Genomic DNA, 20,507 nt, shown 5'->3' on the forward strand with positions numbered 1-20,507 from the left:
TATCAGGGGATCAGTTTTTTGAGGTCTTCGAGGGAATTGGCTTCTTCAATACTCTTGTCGGTTCGCCATCGAAGTATTCGTGGAAAGCGAGTGGCGACCCCACTTTTATGCCTGCCGGAGAGCGCTATCCCTTCAAATGCAATTTCAAAGACATGATGGGGGGTCACACTTCTCACAGGTCCAAATCGCTCCAGTGTATTCTTCTTTATCCATGCGTCAACTTTTCGAAATTCTGCATCGGTTAGCCCGGAATAGGCCTTGGCAAAGGTCACCAATTCCTTTTCTCCATCTTCATTGATATTCCAAAGTCCGAAAGTGTAATCGGTAAATAAGTTACTTCGCCGGCCATGACCTCTCATGGCATAGGTAAGAACTGCATCAATGGTAAGAGGATCAACCTTCCATTTCCACCAATCGCCTTTTTTGCGACCAACCAGGTATGGGGAGTCTTTGCGTTTTAGCATCAGGCCTTCACTTTTTTTCTCTCTGGAAAGATTGCGCTCTGTAGCGAATTCTGCCCATGTTTCAAAAGTCATGGTCTCCGAGAGATCTATTGGTAACGATCGATCAGTACTCAAAGGATTTATTAGAGCTTCCAGTAGTTCCCGCCTTTTTTTAAACGGCAATACCCTTATATCCTTCCCATCCCATTCGAGGAGATCGTAAGCCCTTACAATCACAGGATGGGATTTCAGGAGATTTTTACTGACTGTTTTTCGACCAATTCGTTTTTGCAGGTCATTAAAAGTGCCCACTGTTTCATTGGGATATGGAAGGATTTCTCCGTCCAGGACCGTACCGTCAGGAATTTGGCCTAACAGCATGGAAAACTCAGGATACTTATCCGTGACTAGTTCCTCCCCTCTGCTCCAGACAAATATTTCTCCGTTTCTAAAGATCATCTGTGAACGAATTCCATCCCATTTGTGTTCCGCAAACCAAAGCGATGTATCGCCCAGATTTTCAATATCCCCTTCAAGAGCATAAGCCAGATAGAAGGGATAGGGTTTAGAAAATGCATCAGATTGTTTTTCTTCAAGTACCAATTCCTGAAAAGAAATAGTGTCAGGGTCCCAGTTACCCATCAGTTTGTAGGCCAGAATATCTTCATCTATGCCGGTCGACATAGAGAGTGACCTGGTCATGAGTTTTTGGCTGATCCCTATTCGGAACCCACCCGTGATAAACTTTGTAAACACAAAACGTTCATAGTATGTCATGCTTTGCCAGTGCTCCGTGAGAAAAGTCTTTTTCTCTTCTTCAGTTTTGCTTTTCAGAGCAAGGAGGTCTTTGAGGATTCTTGTGAGGGACTTGTCTATATTATTTTGTGCAGATGGGATCACCAGGGCGATGGTTTCCGCCAGGTCCCCAACAATATGGTAACTCTCTTCAAAAAGCCATAAAGGAATTCCGGCTAACTCTGAAGCCCATTCTCTCAACAAGGTTGTATTTACCGGTCTTGATGGTCTTCGGTGGGAAAGAATAGCAATCGTCCAGACTTTGTCAGGATCGTTCGCATTCTTGAAATATGAGGCCAAAGCTTCTACCTTTACCTTGGTCTTATTGGTGCTGTCTAATTTTCTTATAAGTTGAGCAAAATCCTTCATTGCAACACGCTCTTATTCAGATTCTGATGTTGAATTCATTTCAGACAATTCCCCCTCGTATTGTGTCTCCTCCGTACGGGCATCATATCCTTTTTCCCTAAGGAAACGGGAAAAAACATCAGAATATCCATGGGTACAGATCACGCGTGATGCCCCTGTTGCTTCTATACTACTGAGGAGTCCGGCCCAATCACAATGATCACTCAACACAAATCCTTTGTCAACGGCTCTTCTTCTTCGCGCTCCTCTAAAGGCCATCCATCCGCTTGCGGTGGCGGTTTCATAAGGTACCATTTTTCTGAGCCAAGAACTTCCGTGAGCACTTGGTGGAGCAAGAACCAAATTGCCTTTGAGCTCATCCTTTTTGGTCTCTTTTGTAATTCGAATCGTATCAGGCAGCTTCAGATATGTGCGAAGCACCTCATTCATATTTTCAATGGCAGCGTGGGTATAGATCTGCCCGATAGACGTATCGAGATGTTTTAAAAGTCGCTGTGCCTTCCCTAGACTATAACCGAATAAAACAGAGGTTTTTCCTTCAGCCCGATTTTCCGTCCACCACTGATTAATTTCCCTGAATACCTCCTTTTGCGGAGACCATTTAAAGGCAGGGAGGCCAAAAGTGCATTCGGTGATAAAGGAGTGGCAGGAGATAGGTTCATATGGAGTTGACAGGCCATCATCCTCAGTTTTATAATCCCCTGAAAACACCCACACTTCTCCCTTGTGTTCCACCCTGATCTGGGAAGAACCGGGAATATGTCCGGCGGGGTGAAGACTAAATTTTACACCGTTGACCACAAAAGGTTCGTTCCATTCCACACCGGATGCATTGATTTCTCCTAAACGATGCTTTATGACAGGAATATTGCGATTATGAGTAATATATTGTTTGTTGCCCCACCGACTGTGATCGGCGTGGCCATGAGAAATTATGGCCTTATTTACAGGTTTCCAGGGATCGAGGTAGACCTTTGCTTTTTCACAATAGATCCCTTTGTCCGTGAAGGCTAAAAGTGGATTTTTCATAGCAGCAGCAAGGTACAAAAACTCAGGCTTTTAACTGATGAATAAATTCAACTAATGCCGATTCTACAAGGGAAAATGGGATGGGATAAAAAGTTAAAATCCACGGACAGTTATAAGGCCTTTTTAAAAAAAAATATGGAGTAATTAGTAAAGTTTTCCCTTACAAATAAAGTATCTTTGTACTCTACAAGATGTTATATTATGCCTATCAAAGATTTATACAGCCACAGTGAAAAGCGAAACAATCTAGCCCATTTTGCTGCAATTGCTTCACTAGCTGCAGTGGACGGCGAAATCAATGCCAGTGAGCAAAAAGTGCTTGATAAGTTTGCTGTAAAATTAGATATTACAGGAGAGGAAATCAGGGAGGTGATGAAGAAGGAAAATAAATATCCTATTGAAGCACCTTACAAATCGGAACAGAGATTGGAACGCCTGTATGATTTATTCAGGATTATTTTTGCAGATCGCAGAATCGACGAAGATGAAGTTCGATTGATAAAAAAGTACGCCCTGGCTCTGGGCTATTCGCCCGAGAAAGCAGAAAGCGTCATTCGAAGATCTATTATTCTATTTATGGGAAAATTCGATTTCGAAGATTACCTGTATATGATGAGACGAAAAACGGAATAGTTTTTAACTATTGAAAGCTCGCTGCTCTGCCATAAATTCTTCTGCCTTTTCAACCATTTTACGACTTCCACAAAAGAAGGGGACGCGCTGGTGCAGTTCAGTCGGTTTTATTTCGAGGATTCTTCCGAAGCCATCACTTGCCATTCCATTGGCCTGCTCCGCAAGGAAAGCCATAGGATTGCATTCGTAAAGGAGTCTTAATTTACCTTCTGCGGCCACACTACTCTTAGGATAGATGTAGATTCCCCCTTTTATCATATTCCTGTGAAAATCGGAAACCAGTGAGCCAATGTAGCGGGAGGTATAGGGCCGGTCGTCCTCTTCTTTCTGACAGTATTTAATATAATTTTTCACTCCTTGTGGAAAATGAATGTAATTCCCCTCGTTCACCGAATAGATTTTCCCCGTTTCCGGGAATTCCATATTTGGGTGAGAGAGATAAAAAGTGCCAATTGCAGGATTCAGGGTAAAACCGTTTACCCCATGTCCTGTTGTATACACAAGCATGGTTGATGTTCCGTAGACAATATAGCCGGCTGCTACCTGGTTGATCCCGGGTTGTAAAAAATCTTCCAGTGTAACCGGTGTGCCTATCGGGGTAACCCTTCGATAGATCGAAAAGATGGTCCCGACAGAAACATTGACATCAATATTAGAAGAGCCGTCAAGGGGATCGATCAATACGATGTACTTGTTCTGATGTTTTTCATCGTTACTGTTGATACTGATAAAATGGTCTTCTTCCTCCGAGGCTATGCCACAGACAATTTCCCGGTTCTTCAAAGTTTGAATAAATTTTTCATTGGCCAGGACGTCTAATTTTTGTTGATCTTCTCCCTGGACGTTGGTGTCTCCGGCCCCACCCAATATGTCTATCAATCCGGCCTTGTTCACCTCGTGGTTCACCACTTTCGCCGCTAGCCTGATCGCATTGATCAGTTTGGAAAGTTCACCTGAAGAATATTGAAAAGAAGATTGATTTTCTATAATGAACTCACCAAGAGTGGTGTTCTTTTTATCCATAAGTGGTTGTGTTGTATACCTACAAATATCGCATATTTTGTGATACATTGTGGATTTACAACTCCTTTCATTATTTAAAATTATAACTTTGTGTTTTATTTGTAACAACTATGAAGATCGAAATTAGACAGGCTAAACAAGAAGATATGGAGCAGGTCCTCGATCTGATCAGGGAGCTGGCACAATTTGAGAAGGAGCCCGAGGCTGTTGAAATTTCTGCAGCCCAACTGATAGCCGATGGTTTTGGAGCTTCACCGCTCTTCCATTGCTTTGTTGGGGAGGCAGATGGAAAAATTAGTGGAATGGCCCTGGTCTATCCCAGATACTCCACCTGGAAAGGACAAGTACTCCACCTGGAAGACCTGATCGTGACCGAAGAAATGAGGGGAAGCGGACTAGGGACTGCCCTTTTAGAAAGGGTGGTAAAATACGGGTATGATATGGGAGTTAAGCGAATAAGTTGGGAAGTGCTCGACTGGAATGAACCGGCCATTGCGTTTTACAAGCAGCGAGGTGCAAAAGTGATGCGCGATTGGGATGTTGTTCAATTGGACGAAAATGGAATACAAAATTTTATAGATAACATATGAGGATTTTTAAGTTTGGTGGAGCGTCGGTAAAAGACGCCGAAGGAGTAAAGAATCTTGTAAAAGTTTTACAGGAGACCGGCCATAAGGATACGTTCCTGGTCATTTCAGCCATGGGCAAAACCACCAATGCCATGGAAGAAGTTGTCAATGCGTATTTTAATGACAAGTCGGCTGTGGCAAATGCTTTGCATGAAGTTGTTGAATTTCATCAGGAAATTCTCGAAGGCCTTTTTCCTTCTTCCAGAAAAGCTGTGTTTAAGGAAGTACAGGAGTTGTTTGAAGAAGTTAGAGGTTTTCTCGCCTGGAACAAGTCGCCCAAATACAGTTTTGTCTACGATCAGGTAGTATGTTATGGTGAATTGATCTCTACTGCCATTGTGAGTGCCTATTTAAATGATTCCGGCATCAGCAATACCTGGCTAGATATCCGCAACTATATCAAGACCGATAATAATTACAGGGATGCGGGGATTGATTGGGAAAAGACACAAGAAAGGGTTTCTAAAGGACTCGATCAAGGGAAATTATATGTCAGTCAGGGTTTTATCGGAAGTGATGAAAATAATTTTACCACTACTCTGGGTCGAGAGGGATCTGATTATACTGCCGCAATCCTCGCCTATTGCCTGAACGCTCATTCTGTGACCATTTGGAAAGATGTCCCGGGAGTATTGAATGCCGATCCGAGGTATTTTCAGGAGTCGCAATTACTCCATAAGATCAGTTACAGGGAAGCTATAGAATTGGCCTTCTACGGCGCTTCAGTTATCCATCCTAAGACATTACAACCTTTGCAACGAAAAGAAATTCCTTTGTTGGTAAAGTCCTTTCTGAACCCAAAAGACCCGGGAACAACTGTAGGAAAAGGGGAGAGTATAGATCCAAAAATTCCTTGTTTTATCGTCAAGAAAAACCAGGTGCTGATGAAACTTTCCTCTCTCGATTTTTCATTTATTGTAGAGGATAGTATCGGTGATCTGTTTAAACTCCTGCACGATTATAAAATGAAAGTGGATATGATTCAGAATTCAGCGATCAGTTTTTCTGTTTGTGTAGACAACAAATTTGGTCGTCTGGAAGAACTTTTGGATCATTTAAAAGGAAAATTTAAGGTAGTACATCACGAAGGGGTTTCTTTATACACGATCAGACATTTCGACACTCAATCCATTGATACCCTTCAGCAAGGAAAAGAAGTGCTATTGGAACAACGCGGAAAGGAAACCGTTCAATTAGTTGTAAAATAGTACTGTCACACACCTTATCTTAAATTTTTGCCCGTATGTACATGGGCTAATTTCCTATCTTTACCCTCTAATCAGCATTTGTCAATATGGGTTTAGTAACGGCCAAGGAAGTAGCAAAAGCCATCAATCTTGAGAAATATGGCTTTTTTGGGACCTTTATGGGTTGGATCCTGATGAAGATCACGAAATTATCTTCAATGAATGCTTTTTACGCCAAGCATAAGCATTTGGATACACCATCATTTCTCGATGCTATTCTGGAACACTATGAAATCAAATTCGAGATCCCAGAAGAGGACATCAAGAGATTGCCAAAAGATGGCGCTTTTATTACCATAAGCAATCACCCTCTAGGGGGGATAGACGGTATTCTCCTTCTAAAATTATTACTTGAACATCGAAAGGATTTCAAGATCATCGCCAATTTCCTTTTGCACAGGGTAGAGCCTCTTGTACCATATATTTTGCCGGTCAATCCCTTTGAATCAAGAAAAGATGCAAAAAGCAGTGTTGCGGGTTTCAAAAGTGCGCTACACCATATTCGTGAAGGCCATCCTCTGGGAATTTTTCCGGCTGGAGAGGTGTCTACCTATAAGGATGGAAAACTCATCGTGGACAAACCCTGGGAGGAAGCTGCCCTTAAATTAATCAGGAAGGCCGAAGTGCCGGTGGTTCCGATTTACTTTCACGCCAGGAATAGTAAACTGTTTTATCGCCTTTCGCGAATCAACGACATCTTCAGGACCGCTAAACTGCCTTCAGAGTTAACTACTCAACGAAACAGGGAGATTAAAGTGCGAATTGGACAGCCCATTTCTGTTACTTCCCAAAAAGAGCATGAAACCCTTGAAGATTTTACCGACCTCCTAAGACGGAAGACTTATATCCTGGCGAATGCCTATGAAAAGGAACGATTGATCAATCAAATTCCCGGAAGTCTGAAAATCCCTAAAGCTCCTCGGAAAATTGCAACTGCGGTCAGAACTGAAGTCATACAGGGTGAGATTGAAAAACTACGCGAAAAAGACTGTCGCCTTTTACAAAGTAAGAACTACGAAGTATTTCTCGCTCAAAAGAAGGATATGCCCTTTATTCTCAATGAAATAGGGAGGCAAAGAGAACTCACTTTCCGGGCCATAGGAGAGGGAACAAACAAGGCAATTGACCTCGATCGTTTTGACGATTTTTACCACCATCTTTTTCTATGGGATGACGAGGACAAAAACATTGTTGGTGCTTATCGCATGGGCATGGGATCGCATATTTTTCCTGAACACGGTATTGACGGTTTTTATTTGCAGGATCTCTTCGGTTTTGAACCTGAACTCTACAGGATGATGTCACAGTCCATTGAAATGGGAAGGGCATATATTGTAAAAGAGTACCAGCAAAAACCAATGCCTTTATTTCTCTTGTGGAAGGGAATTGTACACACCACCCTTCGATATCCGGAACACAAATACCTAATTGGCGGGGTGAGTATCAGCAACCAATTCTCCAATTTCTCAAAGTCTTTGATGATAGAGTTTATGAAGTCGAACTACTGGGACCCCTATGTGGCCCAGTACATCCACCCCAGAAAAGAATTCAAGGTGAAACTCAAGGATGCCGATAAAGAATTCGTTTTCGACGAAACGGAGGCCGACCTTAACAAATTTGATCGCCTTATAGAAGAGGTAGAGCCGGGGAGCTTGCGCTTACCTGTCTTGATCAAAAAATACATCAAGCAAAATGCCAAGGTGGTGGCCTTTAACGTGGACCCACTTTTTAACAATGCGGTTGACGGTTTAATGTACATCAAAATAGCCGACCTTCCTGAGAGTACTGTAAAACCAGTAATGGAAGAATTCCAGGCTGAACTCGAGCGAAAACTGGCCGAGAGCAATGGAACCGACTAAGAAAATTCCTTTTTTGCAAATTCAGAACAGTACTCCCTGATCTCATTCCGGGCCTTTTGGAAAGCTTCATGAATTTTTTCTTCGCTTCCCCCCACTTTTGATGGATCGAAAAAATTATGGTGTAATCTCTTGGCATTTGGTGCGTGGATAAACGGACAGTTTTCCTTGGCGTGATCACATACAGTGATTATAAAATCCCACTTTATCCCTTGGTATTCGTCAACATGATTAGAGGTATGTGAAGTAATATCGATACCATCTTCTTTCATAATCGCCACTGCTCCGGGGTTAAGGCCATGGGTTTCTATTCCTGCACTGTATACCTTGGCCCGATCACTCAGAAATTTTTCCAGGTAGCCATGGGCCATCTGACTTCTGCAGGAGTTTCCTGTACATAGCACTAATACGTTTTTGTCTGACATGTTTATTCTTTTGTAATGTTAATTTGCACCCACCCGAGAACTTCGGCGTTCAAAGATTAAATTGTCTTTCCATTCGCCATCTAATTTTCCAATTCGCTCTCTGAACCCTATTTGCCGGAACCCGCACTGTAAATGGATTTTAACGCTTGCTTCGTTCTCAGGAAATATTCCGGATTGCAGCGTCCAGAATCCTTCTTCTTCACTGGATTCGATTAAGGCGAAAAGGAGCTTTGAACCTACCTTTTTACCCCAATGCTCTTTACTGACGTAAACACTTACTTCCGCAACTCCTCCGTATACACATCGTCCCGATACAGGAGAAAGGGCAGCCCAACCCATTACTGAATTGCCCTCTTGGGCTACCAACCTGCAATTGGACGTATGTGCTTTGTTCCAATCCTCATACGAGGGGACTTGCTTTTCAAAAGTGGCAAAACCTGTTTCTATACCTTCCAGGTAGATTTGTGCTACTGCAGGCCAGTCTGCTGAGGTCATGGGTCTTATCTTCATCCTATTGAGTTTAGCAGCATCCTGAACCCGGCATGCATGCGCTCATATCAGCAGTTTCATTTTCAACAGCCACTCCACATAGTTCCCCTGCTTTACAAAGTGTGGGATTCACATCTAATAATACGGTAAGTGCCGCCTCTTCAGCTTTTACCCCTACAACGTGCAACTGGGCGGTGTGAAAACTATTATTTCCATATTCAAACTTCAACGGAGCTTGAAGATCAATGGGTTTTATATGATGTACACGATCGAGTATGCTTTTGGCTTTGGAAGTAGATAAGTACTCTGTTTTGCCAATTTCGGCCGGACTTTCCCAAAGTTGTATTACGGTTTCATGCCAAGCATCGGCCCTGCCACCACAGTCGACCGACTCAATACTGGTATTTTTTATTTCGGTAATATGGTAATTCGCACCTATTTTTTTATCGGTATCGTAGTGAAAGACAAGTTCCTTATTGGCCTGGTCATTCAAAAGACGTAAAAATTCAGCTGTATTCATCTCAAAAAGTATTTAGCAACAATTGATTTTAGTTTCATTAAAAAAGGAATTGAGCAGATCTTGTATCTCTTTCCAACGATCAAGGGCAATACAATAGCAAACGGTGTTTCCTTCAATTTCCCCTTCGATAAGGCCAGCTTGCTTTAATTCTTTTAAATGTTGTGATATAGTGGGTTGTGCCAGTCCTATTTCTTCTACAATATCGTTGCAAATACAGGCATTCTGTTTGCTGATGTATTGGAGTATAGCAATCCGGCCAGGATGGCCTAACACCTTAAAAATAGCGGCCATTTCATTCTGTGCAGAATCGAAGATTTGTGTTTTTGTCAGTCCCATTTTATATTTGTATATCGCAATATTACGATATAAAAATGAAATAAAAAAGTCGGACTACAAAAATCCGACTTTAATACCTGATTAGAACCAGGGTTTTTTCCCTACCTGATAGGTGTTGTAAAATTCCTCATCCGATTTTGTCAGGTAAATGATCCCTTCTATAAGCCCGATTAGTCCGGGAATCCAGAAGAAGAACGCACCCACAACAATACAAGTGGTGGCGTATCCTATTAGGGTAATCGCAAGGAGAATAACACCCTCCTTGTTATACCCGAGAATAAATTTGTGAATACCAAGAGAACCAAAGAGTATTCCCAGAATTCCTGCCAGTATCTTTTTGTTATCTCCTCCGGCGGTATTTAGTCCTTCGCGAAATTCCTGCGCTGTTTTTTTAGCTTCTTCCTTGAATTCTCCGGCAGATTCTTTAGCCTCTTCTGCTGCTTTTTTTGCAGATTCCTTGGCGTCGTCAAAGGCATCCTTGGCCTTGTCACCTAAGTCTTTTTTATCTTCAGACATGAATTTAATTTAAATGGTTAGAGTTTGAATAAAAGTAAAATAATTTTTGAATTCAAAGAAATGCCTTGTCTATTGGTTCCCATAATTCAATCTTGTTTCCTTCAGGATCTAGGATCCAGCCAAATTTGCCGTATTCGTATTCTTCAACTTCCCCTACGATTTGAACTCCCTCTTCTTCTAAAGCAGCCAAAAGTTCTTTTAGATTCTCAACTCTGAAGTTCATCATAAACTGCTTTTCACTCGGTTTAAAATAACGGGTATCTTCTTTAAACGGGCTCCATTGAGTTGAACAGTCATTTCCCTCTTTGTCTTTCCACCAGAAGGTACAGCCGTATTGGTCTGTGTTTAGGCCCAGATGTTCTTTGTACCAAATTTTAATCTTGTCGGGATCCTTTGTTTTAAAGAAAAACCCGCCAAGGCCTGTAACCCTGTTTTTCATCTTGTCTTCTTAATATTTTTCTCGTACAAAGCTATCCATTCATCCACTGTCATTTTCCGGCATAATTCCCCAATTAATTTATAGGGGATGTCCTCCATTTTCTTAAACCGAACACAACTTTTTCCCATATCCAGCTTTTTGGAAACGTATTTAGGATATTCTCCAACAAACCATGCCAGTAATTCTTTGTCTGCATAGACCCCCGAATGATATAAGGCTATATAATTTTTTTGTGAAGCTAAATTCATAAAAGGCAGGGGAAGCTCCGGACTACAATGATATCCATCCGGATAAAGGCTATGGGGTACTACATACCCAATCATACCGTAACTCATGGTTTCTTTGAATCCTTTTGGCAAATTGGCGTTTATCGTTTTGCGCAATTGTTTTATCGCCTCTTTGCGGTCTTCTGGGAGGGAATTGATGTATTCTTCCGGCGACTTGGCATCTGAAGTCATGACGTTATTTTAGGTTGGTTTAATTTTGGCCTTCCTAAGATACTAAAAATTTAGCCTTGATTTTATCCACGAGGGTCTGGGCAAGTTTAACCTTACTTTCCTCTGTCCAACCGGCGATATGCGGACTTAGTATGACACGGTCTGAATTAATCAGGTATTTGAAATCATCGGGCATTTTTTCTTCTTCGAATAGATCTTCAAAAGAGGTCTTTTCATATTCGAGTACATCGAGACCCGCACCCCTTATTTTCCCGGATTTCAGCGCTCTTACCAAATCTGAGGTGAGTACGCACTTCCCCCGCGCGGTATTTAATAACCAGAATGGTTTGTGGAAGGACTCTATAAATGCGGTGCTGACCATTCCCAGGGTTTCCGGGGTCTGCGGTACATGCAGGCTAATCACATCTGCATTTTTTTGCAGTTCTTCCAGACGCACCTGCCTGCCGTTTTTATCACCTACATTTGGAAGTATATCACAGCAAAGGACCTCCACGTCAAAACCAGATAATTTTCTGGCAAAAGCCTTACCGGTATTACCGTATCCTATGATGCCCACCGTTTTGCCTTCGAGTTCTAATCCCCTATTTCCTTCCCGGTCCCAGATTCCTTTCCTTACCTCCCTATCTGCCTTATTCAGATTGTTGAACAGGGAAAGTAACATCCCCAGAGCCTGTTCGCCTACAGCATTTCTATTGCCTTCAGGAGCAGCGGCCAGAAAAATCCCTTTTTCTTCGGCGAAGGCCACATCGATATTTTCCAAACCAGCGCCAACCCTCCCGATAAATTTTAATCGGGTGGCTTTTGTCAGGAATTCCCGGTCTAATTTAAACCGACTGCGAATTATAATCCCGTCATATTGGGAAATCATACTTTGCACCTCCTCTTTTCCGGCCTTATACTCTTCCGTATTCTCAAAGCCCATCTCAGCAAGTTGTCTAAGTAGTAAAGGATGGTTGGTGTCAAGATGCAGAACTTTCATTACACTCATATTTTTGGATAATGGGTTTTTGTCCGGGTATCCTCTACATTCCCGGTATGAGCCGTAGATAATTTTTCAAAAAGCAACAGGTGTACTTCCTCACCATTGCGGGTGGAAGGACAATGCTCAACGCCTTTAGGAACTACTATGATCTCTCCTTCATTCACTTCTACGGTTTTGTTCCTGAATTGCATATAAAGGGTTCCTTTTAAGACTTGAAATAACTCGTCTTCCCTATCATGAACATGCCAGACAAATTCATCCTTGATTTTGGCGAGAAGGATTTGCATATCATCTACAACAGCGATCTGATGAGGATGCCATTGGTCTCTGAATATCCCGAGTTTTTTATTGAGGTTAATTGCGTTCATTGCAAAGACTTTAAAGGTGTATTCGACAAATTGATGCGGTATATATTTCCCATGCCATTCAAGGTTTTATTTGCTTCATTCAGGATATCCTGAGCAGACTCAACACTTACGGGTATTTGATCTGTCCTATCGCTTGAAAAATACAAATTCCCATGCTTCTGATCTACAAAAGGACAGAAATCCAGAAATTCAGAATTGAGTTCCGGGCCCATATTTTGAGCCGGTGTCCAACTGCCATGCGCAGACTTTTCGGAAAAGTAAAGGTCACCACCGCCATATCCGTCCTCCCTCCCAAAGGAGCTGAAAATGATAAAAGATTCATCGGGATTAACATAGGCATTGAATTCATAAAGTGTGGAATTGACCGTTGAATCCAATGGGGTAGGAGTCTGGTATTGCCCTGAGGCATATTCACTTAGAAAAATATCCTCCCTTCCGATTCCGTCTGTACGGGTAGCCGTAAAATAGAGGTTCCCGTTAGAACTTACAGCAGGATAAAACTCATCATTTTTGGTGTTGATAATTGAATCGAGGTGAAAAGGGACGCCCCAGCCATTTTCCTTTCGTTCTACTGCCCAAATATTGTAATCACTTCGTGTGGTATCGTTATAAATGGGTCTGTTTGAAGCGAAATACAACTTACTACCATCCGGTGCGTAAAAAGGTTCAATATCCTGGTATTTCCCTGAAAATGGAAGAATCTGAGCTTCTCCCCAAGTTGCTCCTTCACTCGAAATAGATACCAGGGCTCTAATTTTCTGAGTGTAAGTACCTCTTGTAAATAGCACTTCATTACCATCCGGGGAAACAGCGAAATCACGTTCGTATAAAGGCGTAGAAATAAGGTCTTCAGCAAAAAGTGTCAGTTCCTTCGGGTTGTCCTTGAGATCAAATGAAACCATGTTATTTGGCTGGCAACTGAATATTAGAAGTAAGTATACCCAATAGAAGTTTTTATTCTTCATTCCTCTTGTTTTTCTCATTGTGAATTTCAGGTTGGTTTTTTACCCGGAATTCAAAGATGTCTTTTCGGGAATAATGCCCATTTACGTCAAAATCCAATTTTTGCCTTGGGATATCCTCCAAATCGATAACAGCGGATACGATTCCGGCAGCATTCCACAACGGCCCGGCAAGCACTTCTCCGGAAGGGGAAACAATTACGCTTCCTCCCGGGCACATCTGCTCCTCTTCTTCTGTTAACATGTCCTGATACTTTTCTGGAATCATCGATCTGCTGATGTACTGGTTGCAGCCCAACACAAAGCATCGTCCTTCAAGCGCAATATGACGCATAGAAGCCACCCAGGATTCCCTGGCATCTGCGGTGGGAGCGATATAAATTTCTATCCCTTTCTGATACATCGCCATTCTAGCCAGCGGCATATAATTTTCCCAACAGATGAGTCCGCCTAATTTCCCAATATTCGTATTAAAGGTGACCAGGTCTTCACCTGAAGCTTCTGACCAAATTACCCTTTCGGTACCTGTGGGTTTAATTTTCCGATGGACCCCCAGTAAACCCTCATCCGGAGAGACATACAGCATCGAACAAAACAAGCTTCCGTGGTTGTCAGAACGTTCTGTGATTCCAACTACCAAGTAGGTGTTATAGGTTTTAGAAAGTCTTTCAAGTCGTTTAAGATCGGGGCCATTGATGTCCACACTTTGACTACGGTACTCTGCATAGAGACTTTTACCTGCTTCGGTACGCTTGCCTACCGCAGCTCCAAAGGTAAAGCCCCTGGGATAGCCTGGAATAAATGACTCTGGAAAAACCAGGAGTTGGTACCCATCCTCTGCATGATCTGCTAGGATTGATTCCATTTTATCCAGAGTTTTTTCCCTGTCAAAAAAAACAGGATAATCCTGAACGACTCCAACTTTAACCTTCATAAGTGTTTATTTAAGGTCAACGGGAATATCAGATGCCCAGCAGTACTTTGGCAATGGTAAAATAAATTAGGATACCAAAGATGTCATTGCTGGTAGTGATAAACGGCCCTGTTGCTATTGCCGGATCTATCCCTCGTTTGTGAAGGAACAAGGGGGTGAATGTACCAATGATCCCGGCGACCACGATAACAGCTATCAGCGAGATTGAAATGGCAAGGGCAGTGATAAATGTCCCTTTCCAAACCCAGGTAAAAAAGAGTAGGACCACGGCCAGAATTATTCCATTGAGTAAAGCGAGGAACATTTCTTTCACCAGGCGGTTACTTATACTCCCTTTGAGATCGTCGTTGGCAAGGCCCTGTACTATAATAGCACTGGACTGGACCCCTACATTTCCTGCCATGGCGGCAATCAAAGGTGTAAAAAAGAACAGAATAGCATGATTGCTGATCATCTCCTCAAAACCACCCATAATGGCCGCGGCACCAAGGCCTCCCAAAAGACCTAAAAACAACCAGGGCAACCTGGCACGGGTAAGGATCCAAATGCTATCATCAGCTTCCACATCCTGGGATATACCCGCTGCTAATTGATAGTCTTTTTCTGCTTCCTCCCTGATCACATCTACTATGTCATCGATGGTAATCCTACCTACGAGTCGGCCGATCTCATCCACCACCGGAATCGCTTCCAAATCGTATTTAGACATGATTTTGGCGACTTCCTCGGGTTTCTCGTTCACATTTACAGAATCCACCTTTGGGATATATACGTTCTTGATGGGATTGGTTGTGGAGGTGGTCAATAAATCTTTTAAGGAAAGCCTGCCCTTTAATTTTTCTTCGTCGTCAACTACATAAATTGAATGTACCCTGGTAACGTTTTCGGCCTGAGCCCTCATTTCTTTGACACAGCGCAGGACCGTCCAATTTTCATTGACCTTTACCAATTCCTTTGCCATGAGTCCGCCCGCAGAATTTTCATCATAGCGCAGCAGGTCTACGATATTTCTGGCGTGTTCTTTGTCTTCAATTTCGGAAATAACTTCCTGCACTATTTCCTTGGGAAGTTCTCCTACGATGTCTGCCGCATCATCGGTATCCAGTTCTTCAAGCTCCCCGGCAATTTCCTTTGAGGAGAGATTGTTCAGAATGGCTTCCCTGACGTCTTCGTCGAGCTCAGTTAGGACGTCTGAGGTTTTGTCACTATCGAGAAGTTTTATAAGGTAAGTGGCCTGCTCTTCGTCCAGTTCATTGGCGATCTCCGCCACATCGGCAAAATGCACCTCCTTCATCAGGTTGATCAAGGCATCATCGCTCTGTGCATCGATGAGCCCAGCGATGTTGTCAAGAAGTTCTTCTGTGAGCTTAAAGGGTGTCATTTGCTATCTTCTTCGTCAGCGAAATAAATTCGGCAACCCCAAGTTGTTCGGGGCGTTGGTCAAAGATAGCATCTTCTTTTAGATTATTGGAAAGCTCAAAAGTTTTTAAGCTATTCCTTAGGGTCTTTCGCCTCTGATTGAAAGCGGTTTTAACTACCCTGAAAAACAACTTCTCGTCACAGTCTAACTTCCAATTTTCCTTTCTTTTCAAACTGAGTACGCCCGACTGTACTTTTGGCGGAGGATCAAAAACTTGTGGATGTACAGTGAACAGATATTCCGCATCATAGAAAGCCTGTACCAAAACAGAAAGGATCCCATACGATTTATTCCCTTCCTTTTCACAGATCCTTTTAGCTACTTCCTTTTGAAACATCCCGGAAAATTCAGGAATCTGATCTTTGTATTCCAGCATTCGAAAGACGATTTGAGTGGAAATGTTGTAGGGAAAATTCCCGATGATAGCAAAAGGCTTATCTCCGAAGATAGTACGCAGGTCGGCCTTGAGAAAATCGGCTTCCATAACTTTAAAAGATCCTTCTCTTTCCAATACCTTAGGGTGTTCCAGCGGGAAACTGTGGTTGAGGTAAACTACAGAGTCTTCATCGAGATCCATGGCCACCAGGTTGAGTTTGCGCAGAAGTAAGTATTTGGTTAGTACTCCGGTACCCGGGCCTATTTCTAACACATGGTCATATCCTTCAAGGGAAAGAGTTTCTGATATCTTTCTCGCAATCTCATCATCTTTGAGAAAATGTTGTCCAAGGTGTTTTTTGGCTTTAACCGGACTCCCACCTGAGTCGTGGTTTCTGTTCTTGCTTTTCGATTTGGAATAATTTCGGTTTCGCTTGTTCATTCAGGCCGTTTCATTTCATTTTTCCCAGGTACACCCAGGCCTTAATTCCGGATTCCAGGATTACTTCTTTTCGCAGATAGGCTTCTCCCTCGTAAGAATCTACCAGATGCATTTCTTCCTCACTAACAATAAATACAGAACCATTTACCTTGTCCTCTGCATTCCCTGATTTCTGAATAGTTGGATAGAGGCCCCCTACTTTTTCCGGAGATACAGAATGAGCCTTTAGCTGATCTTTACTGCCCTTAAGTACCCGGGAAAATACCATCTTTTGTATTTCTTCATCCAGTAAGGTGCCATAAGAGAACAAATAGTTTGTTGCGCTTTTTATTGGTACTTTCTCAATCGAAATCACTTCGAGTTCGGTTCTGAAGGCGACCAGGGAGTTGCCAAAGTTTTTCAGGGTTTTCTTTCTCAAGCCATCGGCATCTTCTTTGTAATAGGCATCAAGGGTAGTTCTGTCCTTTGCCTTGTATTGCACCGAATAGGTGATACCTCCTAATTCTTCTTCCACCATCACTCTGCTCATCGTTGCCTCCAGAAATTTTCCGGTGGCCAATACTTCCGGGATATGCGTTTTCTGCATCCAATCTAACCACTTCAGATGAATGGAATCCTCTACATTGACCGTCACATTATATATAAGCATATAATTGCTGTTGACTTAATTTAATCTTCTTAATTAATACTATCACCTCGGAGAATCCTGAAGTTCTTTCGGGCTTGAGGGAAAAAATAGCTATCCTGATAATTGTACAAAATCTTTTCGTAGTGATATTTCGCTTTTTCAGGTTGATTCAATGTATTCCTGAACAATTCGGCCATGGCAAAATGCGCATCATCAGCTAAGATGTCGTCACCGTAGAATTCCACTATCTTGGTATAATTATAAAGTGCAGAATCATAGTCGCCTTTTTCCACAAAAAGTTCAGCTTGTTTTAACAAAGCCTCGTCTTCGATTTTTTCTCCTTTGTGCTGTTGCATGATTTCTTCGAGTATAGAAATAGCCTCTTCATTCTTGTTTTGGTAGGCGAGCAGGTCGGCCTTTGCGTATTTCTTAAGAGCAGTCTGTGTTGAATCCTCAAAGGAATTATCCGAGATTAACAAACTCAATTGCATCGCATCATTTGCGATCAGTTGAGAAGTAGATCCCCGCAACACTTTTAATTGTGTAAGTGACCAATCAAAATCCCCCTTGTAAAAACTGGTTTGCGCAACCTTAAAGCGTGCTTCCTGTCCCAGCACATCGTTCTTCAGGTTTTTTTGAATTTGGGAGAAATAGATCAAAGCCTCATTGAATTTCTGGTCAAATACCAATATATCGCCCAAAGCCATTTTAATGTAGGCTTCTCCGTATTTTGTCAAAGGCAGATCTATGGCCTCCTTTAGAATAGGAATAGCCTTCCCGGATTCATTTTTCTTAAAAGTGAGGAAATTCGCATAAGCCACCTGTAATTGGAGGGTAGTGGGTTGATATCCGTATTCTGAAACCAGTTCCTGGTACTTAGATTCTATTCCCGCGTAGTCTTTTTCGGATGCAGACATCAGCTCAATATCCAAAAGGTTTAATTGTGCGTTGAGTTGGGTGATACGGTCCACGCTGTTTTTATCGATATATCGGAAAATTTCGATCGCAATTTCAAGAGATTTGCTTTCCAGGGCATTTTCACCAAGTGCTTCTAATCGTTCTATGGAGGCCTCACCTGTTCTTTTAAAAATAGCTTTTTCCTGCAGGAAGGCGTATTTATACTGTTTTTGCTGAACAAACAACCAACTCAATAACTCGTTCCATAAAACAGCAGGTTCTTTTTGCGCTTTTTTAAGTGCCACCTCTCTGAGCAGCCTGTTGTTTTCATTATTGGGATCTTCGTTGATAAAGGAACTGATCCTTCCTATGACATTGCCCAGGGTAGACCTGCCATTACCTAGCAGTTCCAGATAGGCTTCAAACATTTTTTTGATCTTTCCCTGCTCCCCATAGATCAGGGCTATCTGGAAGTAATAATCGAGTTGTGGATTTAATTCCATGGCCCGTTCATAGGCCTTTAAGGCGTAATCCAGCAGGGCAAAACGCTGAAATCCTACACCTATTCCATATCCGTAATTGGGGTTGGTTTCTATCGCCTCCAGGGCTTTGTCGTAGTATTCCCCCGCCTGCGTGATCTTTTCCTGCAAGCGATAATTGTATCCGAGTTCAATGTAAATGGTAGGGTAGGCACTTCCGGATTCTATTTTATTTAATAGGAAGGCCTCTGCCTTATCGTAGGCCTCGAGCTGCTGATAACAGCGCACCATATTCTCAGCAAAATCCATCCTTCTGGGATTCTGTGCAACAAGCCTTTCATAAAAAACAAGGGCTTTTTCGTATTCTCCGTCATTGAAATACTGTTTTGCCAGGAAATCGTCCTGACTGAATAGGGGTAGAGCGGTGACAAAGCACAACCAAAAAATAAGAGCTTTCATCATGGTACTTTCTCAAAGGTAACCCAATCACGGAAGAAAAACTACCAAGAAAATCTTAATCTATAAGCTCAAATCCGGTATAGGGAATCAGCACCTTCGGAACCAGGATGCCATCTTTGGTCTGATAATTTTCGAGTATTCCCGCTAAAACCCGGGGAAGAGCCAAAGAACTACCATTCAGGGTATGGGCTAATTGGGTCTTCCCATTTTTATCTTTGTACCTGAGCTTTAAGCGATTAGCCTGATAGGTTTCAAAATTGGATACAGAGCTGATCTCAAGCCATTTGTCCTGCGCAGTTGAAAACACTTCAAAATCATAGGTAAGCGCTGAGGTGAATCCAAGATCGCCTCCGCAAAGTCGAAGTATCCTGTAAGGCAATTCTAGTTCACGAAGTATATTTTGAACATGGGCTACCATACCGTCCAAAGCTTTGTAAGAATTTGAAGGTTCTTCCACCCTTACAATTTCTACTTTATCAAACTGGTGCAAACGGTTTAGTCCCCTCACATCAGATCCGTAACTTCCTGCTTCCCTTCTGAAACAGGGAGTATAGCCAGTATAGCAAACGGGAAGGTCTTTAAGGGGTAAAATAGTATCCCGGAGAATGTTGGTCACTGGTACTTCAGCCGTAGGGATAAGGTAAAGATCATCTGCGGTAATATGGTACATCTGACCTTCCTTGTCCGGCAATTGTCCTGTTCCAAAGCCTGAAGTGGCATTGACGAGGTGAGGCACCTGCATTTCCCGATACCCGGCTTCCGTATTCTTATCGAGAAAATAGGAGATCAATGCGCGCTGGAGACGAGCCCCTTTGCCCTTGTACACCGGAAAACCCGCACCCGTTATCTTTACACCGAGTTCAAAATCGATGATGTCGTATTTCTTCGCCAGCTCCCAGTGGGGCAATGCCCCCTCATTCAACTCAGGAATATCACCTTCACGAATTACTTCTTCATTGTCTTCTTCAGAGTTTCCCGCAGGAACCAATTCATTCGGAATGTTAGGGATAAGATAAAGGGCCTGGTCTAAGTCCGAGACGACCTCATTGAGTTCTTCTCCTAATTTTTTAGAATCCTCCTTAATTTGAGTGGTTTGTTCTTTAAGGGCATTTGCTTCCTGTGGTTTACCCGATTTAAACAACATCCCGATTTCCCTGGAAATGGAGTTCAATTGGGCAAGTTTACCATCCATCTCAGTCTGGATAGCCCTTCTTTTTTCATCTAAGTCAGATACCTTATTCAGCAAAGGCTCTGCATCCAGATTTCGTTTTTTAAGCGCTGTGACCAGCTGCTCCTTGTGATCCCTTATGTGCTGTAATACTAGCATTTACTTTATTTAAGACACAAATTTACG

The 20,507-nt window shown here is 42.5% G+C and carries 23 protein-coding genes; 4 read left to right on the plus strand and 19 right to left on the minus strand.

All coding sequences use genetic code 11. From position 1 onward, the window contains the following. Window positions 1–2 precede the first annotated feature (2 nt). Window positions 3–1,607, minus strand: a complete 1,605-nt coding sequence (locus EQY75_RS00485; RefSeq protein ID WP_129601889.1) for an ATP-dependent DNA ligase — start codon at window positions 1,605–1,607, stop codon at window positions 3–5. A 12-nt stretch (window positions 1,608–1,619) separates the two neighbouring features. Continuing rightward, the gene (locus EQY75_RS00490) at window positions 1,620–2,636 is read right to left on the minus strand and encodes a ligase-associated DNA damage response exonuclease (protein ID WP_129601891.1); all 1,017 of its coding nucleotides are present in this window, start codon (window positions 2,634–2,636) and stop codon (window positions 1,620–1,622) included. Window positions 2,637–2,837: 201 nt separating this feature from the next. On the opposite strand from EQY75_RS00490, the gene EQY75_RS00495 reads away from it, so the two are divergent. Further along, window positions 2,838–3,269 carry a tellurite resistance TerB family protein gene (locus EQY75_RS00495; protein ID WP_129601893.1) on the plus strand — a complete coding sequence of 144 codons (432 nt, stop codon included), beginning with the start codon at window positions 2,838–2,840 and terminating at the stop codon, window positions 3,267–3,269. A gap of 3 nt (window positions 3,270–3,272) precedes the next feature. Here the strand turns inward: EQY75_RS00495 and fbp are convergent, their stop codons facing one another. Then, entirely contained in the window at window positions 3,273–4,292 is a 1,020-nt protein-coding gene (gene fbp / locus EQY75_RS00500) for a class 1 fructose-bisphosphatase (RefSeq protein WP_129601895.1), read from the minus strand. Window positions 4,293–4,402: 110 nt separating this feature from the next. On the opposite strand from fbp, the gene EQY75_RS00505 reads away from it, so the two are divergent. From EQY75_RS00505 to EQY75_RS00515, 3 genes are all read left to right on the plus strand, one after another. Beyond that, window positions 4,403–4,882: a GNAT family N-acetyltransferase gene (locus EQY75_RS00505; protein ID WP_129601896.1), complete on the plus strand. Its 480-nt coding sequence runs from the start codon at window positions 4,403–4,405 to the stop codon at window positions 4,880–4,882. Beyond that, window positions 4,879–6,129, plus strand: a complete 1,251-nt coding sequence (locus EQY75_RS00510) for an aspartate kinase (protein ID WP_129601898.1) — start codon at window positions 4,879–4,881, stop codon at window positions 6,127–6,129. Before EQY75_RS00505 ends, EQY75_RS00510 begins: the two co-directional genes overlap by 4 nt. A gap of 86 nt (window positions 6,130–6,215) precedes the next feature. Continuing rightward, window positions 6,216–8,027 (plus strand): GNAT family N-acyltransferase, encoded by a 1,812-nt coding sequence (locus tag EQY75_RS00515; RefSeq protein ID WP_129601900.1) that lies wholly within the window; start codon window positions 6,216–6,218, stop codon window positions 8,025–8,027. Here the strand turns inward: EQY75_RS00515 and EQY75_RS00520 are convergent. From EQY75_RS00520 to serS, 16 genes are all read right to left on the minus strand, one after another. Further along, a complete protein-coding gene (locus tag EQY75_RS00520; protein ID WP_129601902.1) occupies window positions 8,024–8,449 on the minus strand; it encodes an arsenate reductase ArsC in 426 nt (141 codons plus the stop codon). The genes EQY75_RS00515 and EQY75_RS00520 overlap by 4 nt on opposite strands. A gap of 18 nt (window positions 8,450–8,467) precedes the next feature. After that, window positions 8,468–8,959, minus strand: coding sequence for a GNAT family N-acetyltransferase (locus EQY75_RS00525; protein WP_129601904.1), 492 nt, complete (start codon window positions 8,957–8,959; stop codon window positions 8,468–8,470). 10 nt (window positions 8,960–8,969) lie between these two features. Continuing rightward, window positions 8,970–9,458: a DUF6428 family protein gene (locus EQY75_RS00530; RefSeq protein WP_129601906.1), complete on the minus strand. Its 489-nt coding sequence runs from the start codon at window positions 9,456–9,458 to the stop codon at window positions 8,970–8,972. Window positions 9,459–9,470: 12 nt separating this feature from the next. Continuing rightward, complete coding sequence (locus EQY75_RS00535) at window positions 9,471–9,794, minus strand: ArsR/SmtB family transcription factor (RefSeq protein ID WP_129601908.1); 324 nt, start codon at window positions 9,792–9,794, stop codon at window positions 9,471–9,473. An 81-nt stretch (window positions 9,795–9,875) separates the two neighbouring features. Continuing rightward, complete coding sequence (locus tag EQY75_RS00540; RefSeq protein WP_129601910.1) at window positions 9,876–10,310, minus strand: TM2 domain-containing protein; 435 nt, start codon at window positions 10,308–10,310, stop codon at window positions 9,876–9,878. A gap of 52 nt (window positions 10,311–10,362) precedes the next feature. Then, the gene (locus EQY75_RS00545) at window positions 10,363–10,749 is read right to left on the minus strand and encodes a VOC family protein (protein WP_129601912.1); all 387 of its coding nucleotides are present in this window, start codon (window positions 10,747–10,749) and stop codon (window positions 10,363–10,365) included. Beyond that, on the minus strand, window positions 10,746–11,207 hold the full coding sequence (locus EQY75_RS00550) for a DUF1801 domain-containing protein (RefSeq protein WP_129601914.1): 462 nt from the start codon (window positions 11,205–11,207) through the stop codon (window positions 10,746–10,748). Before EQY75_RS00550 ends, EQY75_RS00545 begins: the two co-directional genes overlap by 4 nt. Before the next feature lie 34 nt (window positions 11,208–11,241). After that, complete coding sequence (locus tag EQY75_RS00555; protein ID WP_129601916.1) at window positions 11,242–12,186, minus strand: 2-hydroxyacid dehydrogenase; 945 nt, start codon at window positions 12,184–12,186, stop codon at window positions 11,242–11,244. 5 nt (window positions 12,187–12,191) lie between these two features. Then, complete coding sequence (locus EQY75_RS00560) at window positions 12,192–12,557, minus strand: cupin domain-containing protein (RefSeq protein WP_129601917.1); 366 nt, start codon at window positions 12,555–12,557, stop codon at window positions 12,192–12,194. Continuing rightward, a complete protein-coding gene (locus tag EQY75_RS00565; RefSeq protein WP_246019920.1) occupies window positions 12,554–13,522 on the minus strand; it encodes a TolB family protein in 969 nt (322 codons plus the stop codon). The genes EQY75_RS00560 and EQY75_RS00565 overlap by 4 nt, the downstream gene beginning before the upstream one ends. Next, complete coding sequence (locus tag EQY75_RS00570) at window positions 13,512–14,453, minus strand: carbon-nitrogen hydrolase family protein (RefSeq protein WP_129601919.1); 942 nt, start codon at window positions 14,451–14,453, stop codon at window positions 13,512–13,514. The genes EQY75_RS00565 and EQY75_RS00570 overlap by 11 nt, the downstream gene beginning before the upstream one ends. Before the next feature lie 28 nt (window positions 14,454–14,481). After that, on the minus strand, window positions 14,482–15,834 hold the full coding sequence (gene mgtE / locus EQY75_RS00575; protein ID WP_129601921.1) for a magnesium transporter: 1,353 nt from the start codon (window positions 15,832–15,834) through the stop codon (window positions 14,482–14,484). Continuing rightward, complete coding sequence (gene rsmA / locus EQY75_RS00580; RefSeq protein ID WP_129601923.1) at window positions 15,821–16,690, minus strand: 16S rRNA (adenine(1518)-N(6)/adenine(1519)-N(6))-dimethyltransferase RsmA; 870 nt, start codon at window positions 16,688–16,690, stop codon at window positions 15,821–15,823. Before rsmA ends, mgtE begins: the two co-directional genes overlap by 14 nt. Window positions 16,691–16,700: 10 nt before the next feature. Then, window positions 16,701–17,339 carry a DUF4286 family protein gene (locus EQY75_RS14375; protein ID WP_129601925.1) on the minus strand — a complete coding sequence of 213 codons (639 nt, stop codon included), beginning with the start codon at window positions 17,337–17,339 and terminating at the stop codon, window positions 16,701–16,703. Window positions 17,340–17,368: 29 nt separating this feature from the next. After that, window positions 17,369–19,156 (minus strand): tetratricopeptide repeat protein, encoded by a 1,788-nt coding sequence (locus EQY75_RS00590; RefSeq protein ID WP_342774018.1) that lies wholly within the window; start codon window positions 19,154–19,156, stop codon window positions 17,369–17,371. A gap of 52 nt (window positions 19,157–19,208) precedes the next feature. Then, a complete protein-coding gene (gene serS, locus EQY75_RS00595; RefSeq protein WP_129601927.1) occupies window positions 19,209–20,480 on the minus strand; it encodes a serine--tRNA ligase in 1,272 nt (423 codons plus the stop codon). Window positions 20,481–20,507: the final 27 nt, after the last annotated feature.

This window comes from Muriicola soli (assembly GCF_004139715.1).
Taxonomy (GTDB): Bacteria; Bacteroidota; Bacteroidia; order Flavobacteriales; family Flavobacteriaceae; genus Muriicola; species Muriicola soli.

Bases quoted from the DNA above. Each gene is read 5' to 3' on its own strand.
- EQY75_RS00520 (WP_129601902.1), bottom strand. From the start codon at position 8,449: ATGTCAGACAAAAACGTATTAGTGCTATGTACAGGAAACTCCTGCAGA.
- EQY75_RS00565 (WP_246019920.1), bottom strand. From the start codon at position 13,522: ATGAAGAATAAAAACTTCTATTGGGTATACTTACTTCTAATATTCAGT.
- EQY75_RS00535 (WP_129601908.1), bottom strand. From the start codon at position 9,794: ATGGGACTGACAAAAACACAAATCTTCGATTCTGCACAGAATGAAATG.
- EQY75_RS00590 (WP_342774018.1), bottom strand. From the start codon at position 19,156: ATGATGAAAGCTCTTATTTTTTGGTTGTGCTTTGTCACCGCTCTACCC.
- EQY75_RS00545 (WP_129601912.1), bottom strand. From the start codon at position 10,749: ATGAAAAACAGGGTTACAGGCCTTGGCGGGTTTTTCTTTAAAACAAAG.
- serS (WP_129601927.1), bottom strand. From the start codon at position 20,480: ATGCTAGTATTACAGCACATAAGGGATCACAAGGAGCAGCTGGTCACA.
- EQY75_RS00530 (WP_129601906.1), bottom strand. From the start codon at position 9,458: ATGAATACAGCTGAATTTTTACGTCTTTTGAATGACCAGGCCAATAAG.
- EQY75_RS00560 (WP_129601917.1), bottom strand. From the start codon at position 12,557: ATGAACGCAATTAACCTCAATAAAAAACTCGGGATATTCAGAGACCAA.
- mgtE (WP_129601921.1), bottom strand. From the start codon at position 15,834: ATGACACCCTTTAAGCTCACAGAAGAACTTCTTGACAACATCGCTGGG.
- EQY75_RS00510 (WP_129601898.1), top strand. From the start codon at position 4,879: ATGAGGATTTTTAAGTTTGGTGGAGCGTCGGTAAAAGACGCCGAAGGA.
- fbp (WP_129601895.1), bottom strand. From the start codon at position 4,292: ATGGATAAAAAGAACACCACTCTTGGTGAGTTCATTATAGAAAATCAA.
- EQY75_RS00570 (WP_129601919.1), bottom strand. From the start codon at position 14,453: ATGAAGGTTAAAGTTGGAGTCGTTCAGGATTATCCTGTTTTTTTTGAC.
- EQY75_RS00495 (WP_129601893.1), top strand. From the start codon at position 2,838: ATGCCTATCAAAGATTTATACAGCCACAGTGAAAAGCGAAACAATCTA.
- EQY75_RS00505 (WP_129601896.1), top strand. From the start codon at position 4,403: ATGAAGATCGAAATTAGACAGGCTAAACAAGAAGATATGGAGCAGGTC.
- EQY75_RS00490 (WP_129601891.1), bottom strand. From the start codon at position 2,636: ATGAAAAATCCACTTTTAGCCTTCACGGACAAAGGGATCTATTGTGAA.
- EQY75_RS00525 (WP_129601904.1), bottom strand. From the start codon at position 8,959: ATGAAGATAAGACCCATGACCTCAGCAGACTGGCCTGCAGTAGCACAA.
- EQY75_RS00555 (WP_129601916.1), bottom strand. From the start codon at position 12,186: ATGAAAGTTCTGCATCTTGACACCAACCATCCTTTACTACTTAGACAA.
- rsmA (WP_129601923.1), bottom strand. From the start codon at position 16,690: ATGAACAAGCGAAACCGAAATTATTCCAAATCGAAAAGCAAGAACAGA.
- EQY75_RS00550 (WP_129601914.1), bottom strand. From the start codon at position 11,207: ATGACTTCAGATGCCAAGTCGCCGGAAGAATACATCAATTCCCTCCCA.
- EQY75_RS14375 (WP_129601925.1), bottom strand. From the start codon at position 17,339: ATGCTTATATATAATGTGACGGTCAATGTAGAGGATTCCATTCATCTG.
- EQY75_RS00485 (WP_129601889.1), bottom strand. From the start codon at position 1,607: ATGAAGGATTTTGCTCAACTTATAAGAAAATTAGACAGCACCAATAAG.
- EQY75_RS00540 (WP_129601910.1), bottom strand. From the start codon at position 10,310: ATGTCTGAAGATAAAAAAGACTTAGGTGACAAGGCCAAGGATGCCTTT.
- EQY75_RS00515 (WP_129601900.1), top strand. From the start codon at position 6,216: ATGGGTTTAGTAACGGCCAAGGAAGTAGCAAAAGCCATCAATCTTGAG.